Annotated in this window: 5 protein-coding genes; 1 reads left to right on the forward strand and 4 read right to left on the reverse strand. The window is 64.1% G+C overall.

Translation table 11 applies throughout. The features are described from left to right. Positions 1–70 precede the first annotated feature (70 nt). Complete coding sequence (locus A2J03_RS12625; protein ID WP_156520356.1) at positions 71–370, reverse strand: hypothetical protein; 300 nt, start codon at positions 368–370, stop codon at positions 71–73. A gap of 16 nt (positions 371–386) precedes the next feature. Between A2J03_RS12625 and A2J03_RS12630 the strand changes: the two genes are divergently transcribed. Beyond that, positions 387–593, forward strand: a complete 207-nt coding sequence (locus A2J03_RS12630) for a hypothetical protein (RefSeq protein WP_068374194.1) — start codon at positions 387–389, stop codon at positions 591–593. A gap of 37 nt (positions 594–630) precedes the next feature. Here A2J03_RS12630 and A2J03_RS12635 read toward each other — a convergent pair whose 3' ends face one another. The 3 genes from A2J03_RS12635 to A2J03_RS12645 all read right to left on the reverse strand — a co-directional run. Continuing rightward, the gene (locus A2J03_RS12635; protein ID WP_156520357.1) at positions 631–1,239 is read right to left on the reverse strand and encodes a hypothetical protein; all 609 of its coding nucleotides are present in this window, start codon (positions 1,237–1,239) and stop codon (positions 631–633) included. 85 nt (positions 1,240–1,324) lie between these two features. Next, the gene (locus tag A2J03_RS12640; RefSeq protein WP_068374200.1) at positions 1,325–2,335 is read right to left on the reverse strand and encodes a dihydroorotate dehydrogenase-like protein; all 1,011 of its coding nucleotides are present in this window, start codon (positions 2,333–2,335) and stop codon (positions 1,325–1,327) included. Beyond that, positions 2,335–4,275: 4Fe-4S binding protein (locus A2J03_RS12645; protein WP_156520358.1), on the reverse strand; the 1,941-nt coding region annotated here is incomplete at its 5' end. The genes A2J03_RS12645 and A2J03_RS12640, both read right to left, overlap by 1 nt.

A 4,275-nucleotide genomic window follows, 5' to 3' on the forward strand; every position in this document is an offset into this window, starting at 1 on the left:
GTGATGGTCATGATGTGTGTCGATCCGTATCTCGCCCTGCATCAGGCCGGGTTGCTATGAACCAGTGGACTCACCTCACCCTGACACGCAGGGACCCGTCGCCACGCAGAAAGACCGTCCACTCCCACCATCCGTCGTCGGGACCGAGTTGCTGGTGTGTCGGCTTGCCTGAGTTCAAGGGTTCGGCGACGGCGCGCAGGGTGAGGATCGATGGATCGTTCGGATCGGCTGGCGTCTCTTCGAACATCAGCGGAAACTCGCCGATTGCGCCGACTCGCGGTTGGGGAGTTTCGCCGTCCTCGATTCCTGTGCGACCGACCATCACCGGCAGCATCGTCATCGGGGTCCCCTTCTCGTGCTGTTCCGTCATGTCGTCAGCTTGCACTATGAGGCTTCGTGCTCACGGCATGAATGTCGACGACTGCACCGCCGCATACAGCGACGGCCGATTGATCTGCTGGCTGAACCTGCACCCATCTCACGACTTCGTCGCACACACCGCGACAGTGTGGTCGAACGAAGAGGGCGTCGCCTTGCTGTACCAGCAGACCGCCGACAAGACCGAAGAGGCGGCGGTTCCGCAGGTGCGGTGATCGTCAGCAGTAACGCATCCGGAGGTCGCACGGGTTTCTAGAAGTCGTACGTCATCGAGAATTCGTACCAGGTCCCACCGAGGCTGGTGTATTCGAGTTCGGCGTTTGATGGTGGTGGAGGCGGCTGTCCGGGCGAGTAGATCCATCCGGAGGTGTAGCGGAAGAACACGGTGTCGGCGTCGACGAAATAGATCGCGGTGTCGTCGGTGTACCGGGTGATTCTCGAGAAGTCGAACGCATCGATCGAATGATCCTCGACGCTCACCGGTCCGGCGGTGGGGAGGGTCGCCACGAACGCGTCGAACTTCGGTCGCGAACGTTCGAACGAGGGCTCTGGAAGCGTCAGTGCCAGAACGAGTCCGATTGCGACGACAGCCGGTGCGGTGACAACCATCCAGGACCATGGTTGCTCCGACCGCAGGAACTTCACAGTTCTGAAACACCAGACGACGCCCACGACGAGGAGGGCCAGGGCCGTCGCCGCGAAGATAACGAAATTGAGCAAGTTGAAGATTCGCCCAGACACCGGCCAGAGGTTCATCGACCCGAACACAGCCCCCGCGCAGAGGATGAGGGTGATGCTGGCCAGAATCCTGCCCGGCGGCCGCACCTGCACCGGCTTGGGCACGGGACCGGGAACCGTCACGACCATGTCCCTGCGTGGAATAGTTCCATCATTTCCTGCCTATCACGTGTCGGCGGCCGACGGTCGTTCCTTCGGGCGATCCGTATCACCAGGAACCGTGGGTGGCGGTGTTGGCTTCATGCAGTGCGCTGACATAGCCGCCGCGTTGGCGGGCTGTGTCGTCGGCACCTCCGGTTGCAGCGAGTAGTCCACGCACTTCGTCGACGCTGTCGAAACCCTTGCGACCCATCCATTCACATAGTCCGTCGAGCAACACACCTGCATGGTCTGGGCCGTGCCGCAGCAAGGCGGACGCGGTCATGACGACATCCGCACCGGCCAATAGATACTTGACCAGGTCTGTTGCACTCTCGACGCCGGTGGTAGCAGCGAGCGAAGCGCGCAACCGGCCGCGTAGCAGGGCGATCCACGTCCGCGGAAGCCGTGACTCTTCGGCGGTGGACAAAGTGGCGGCGGGCACCACCGTGAGCGTCTCGGAGTCGATGTCGGGTTGCAGGAATCGGTTGAACAGCACCAGGCCGTCCGCGCCCGCGTCGTCCAAACGCGACGCCATCTCCCCTGTCGAACTGAAGTACGGGCTCAGCTTGACCGCCACTGGCACGGTCACGGCGTCCTTGACCCGCGCGAGAATGTCGAGGTGACGCTGTTCGACGTCTCTGCCGCTGATGTGGGGATCCCCAGGCAGAGAGTAGATGTTGAGCTCGATCGCGGCCGCACCGGCATTCTCCATGGATCGGGCATAGCCCGCCCAGCTGCCTGGGGTAATGCCGTTGAGGCTGCCGATCATCGGCACTTCGACCGAGCCGGCCGCGCGTTCGAGCAGGCTCAGATAGCGGCGCGGTCCCTGGTCCTCGCCTGCAGCGTCCGGAAAGTAGGACAAGGACTCGGCATAGCTATGGGAACCCTGGTCGGCGAGTCTCGTATTTCGCTCCGCTTCGCGGATCAGCTGCTCTTCGAACAGGGAATAGAGCACCACCGCGCCGACGCCCGCAGCGGCCAACCGACGTACACCGTCGACGGTGTGCGAGAGCGGCGACGCCGCCGCCACCAGCGGATTCGCTAGCGCCAGTCCCATATAGCGTGTAGACAGCTCCATCATCGATCCTTGCGGGCGTCGGCGGTGAAATGTTGCGGACCCCGGGACGCCATGTCCTCGTACCGGTTCCAACGCTGAGCGATGACCTCCTCGGCGAGCCCGAGGAGCCGGTCGTACTCGGCGGGATCGGTGTTGGCCAACGAGCGATACCGCAGTTCCCCGTTGCGGTAGTCGACAAGCGGGATCCTCGGCCGGTGCGAATCGAGCAGGAACGGGTTCTCGCCGGCAGCACGCAACATCGGGTTGTAGCGGATTAGCGGCCAGTGCCCGCTGGCGACCGCGCGATACTGCTGGTCCATTCCGTGACGCATGTCGATTCCGTGCGCGATGCACTGGCTGTAGGCGATCACGATCGAAGGTCCATCGTAGGCCTCTGCCTCGCGGAACGCCTGCAGCGTCTGTTGCGGGTCGGCACCCATTGCAACCCTGGCAACGTAGACACTTCCGTATGCGATCGCTTGCAGCGCAAGATCTTTCATCGGTACCGTCTTGCCTGCGGCGGCGAACTTCGCGACCGCACCGAGCGGGGTCGCCTTCGACATCTGCCCGCCGGTGTTGGAGTAGACCTCGGTGTCGAGCACCAGAACGTTGACGTTGCGGCCACTGGCCAGGACATGATCGAGTCCCCCGGCCCCGATGTCGTATGCCCAGCCGTCACCGCCGACGATCCACACGCTGCGCCGGACCAAGTAGTCGACCACGCTGAGCAGGTCACAGGTCATGGCGGGATCGATTCCGGCGAGGCGACGCTCGAGCTCGGGTACCCGCTCCCGCTGTTGCTGGAGTTCGGTCTCCCGCAGCTGCGGCGCCGTGAGAAGGGCATCGACGAGGTCGCTACCCACCACGTCCCGCAATTCGGTGAGCCGCTGCCGGGCCAGCTGGGTGTGTCCGTCGGCGGCGATCCGAAACCCCAGTCCGAATTCTGCGTTGTCCTCGAACAAGGAGTTCGACCATGCGGGGCCGCGCCCGTCGGCGTTCACTGTCCAGGGAGTGGTAGGCAGGTTGCCGCCGTAGATCGACGAGCAGCCCGTGGCGTTGGCGACCATCGAACGGTCACCGAACAACTGGGAGAGCAGCTTGAGATACGGCGTCTCCCCACATCCCGCGCACGCTCCGGGAAACTCGAACAATGGCTCGAGGAACTGGGTGCCGCGAACGGTGCCGAACTCGACGCGCGCCCGGTCGTTCGTTGGGAGAGTCTCGAAGAACGCGATGTTCTCCCGCGCGGTGGCCACCAGCGGTTCGCGGGGGCCGAGATTGATCGCCTTGGTGATTTCACCACCGGGAACCACCACCGGGCAGGCCTCGACGCAGAGACCGCAGCCGGTGCAGTCTTCGGCATACACCTGCAGGGAAAACTGGGCGCCTGGGAGACCGACGGCGTCCAACGGCGCCGAATCGAACAGATTCGGGGCGCCCTCCAGCCGGGACTCGTCGTAGAACTTCGACCGGATCACGCTGTGTGGGCAGACGAAACTGCAGTTGCCGCACTGAATGCAGGTGTCGGGGTCCCAGACAGCGACGAGCTCGGCGATGTTGCGTTTCTCGTAGGAGGTGGTGCCGCTGGGGTAAGTGCCATCCACAGGAAGCGCGCTCACAGGCAACGCGTCACCCCGCCCGGCGATCATCTCCGCGGTGACCGTGCGGACGAACTCGGGCGCAGTGTCGGGCACGACCGGCGCCGGCTCCACTACGGAGGTGACCGACTCGGGCACCTCGATGCGGTGCAGTCCCTCGAGAGAGAGGTCGACGGCATCCAGTTCGCGGCGCAGCACGTCGGCTCCGCGGTTGCCGTACGTCTTTTCCACCGATTCCTTGATCCGGGTGATCGCCTGAGTGCGGGGCAGCACACCGGAGATCGCGAAGAAGCACACCTGGAGGATGATGTTGATCCGGCCGGCGAGTCCCACCTCTTTGGCGATCCGGCCGGCGTTGACGGC

Origin of the sequence: Rhodococcus sp. EPR-157 (assembly GCF_001647195.1) — a bacterium.
In the GTDB taxonomy this organism is placed as follows: domain Bacteria; phylum Actinomycetota; class Actinomycetes; order Mycobacteriales; family Mycobacteriaceae; genus Rhodococcoides.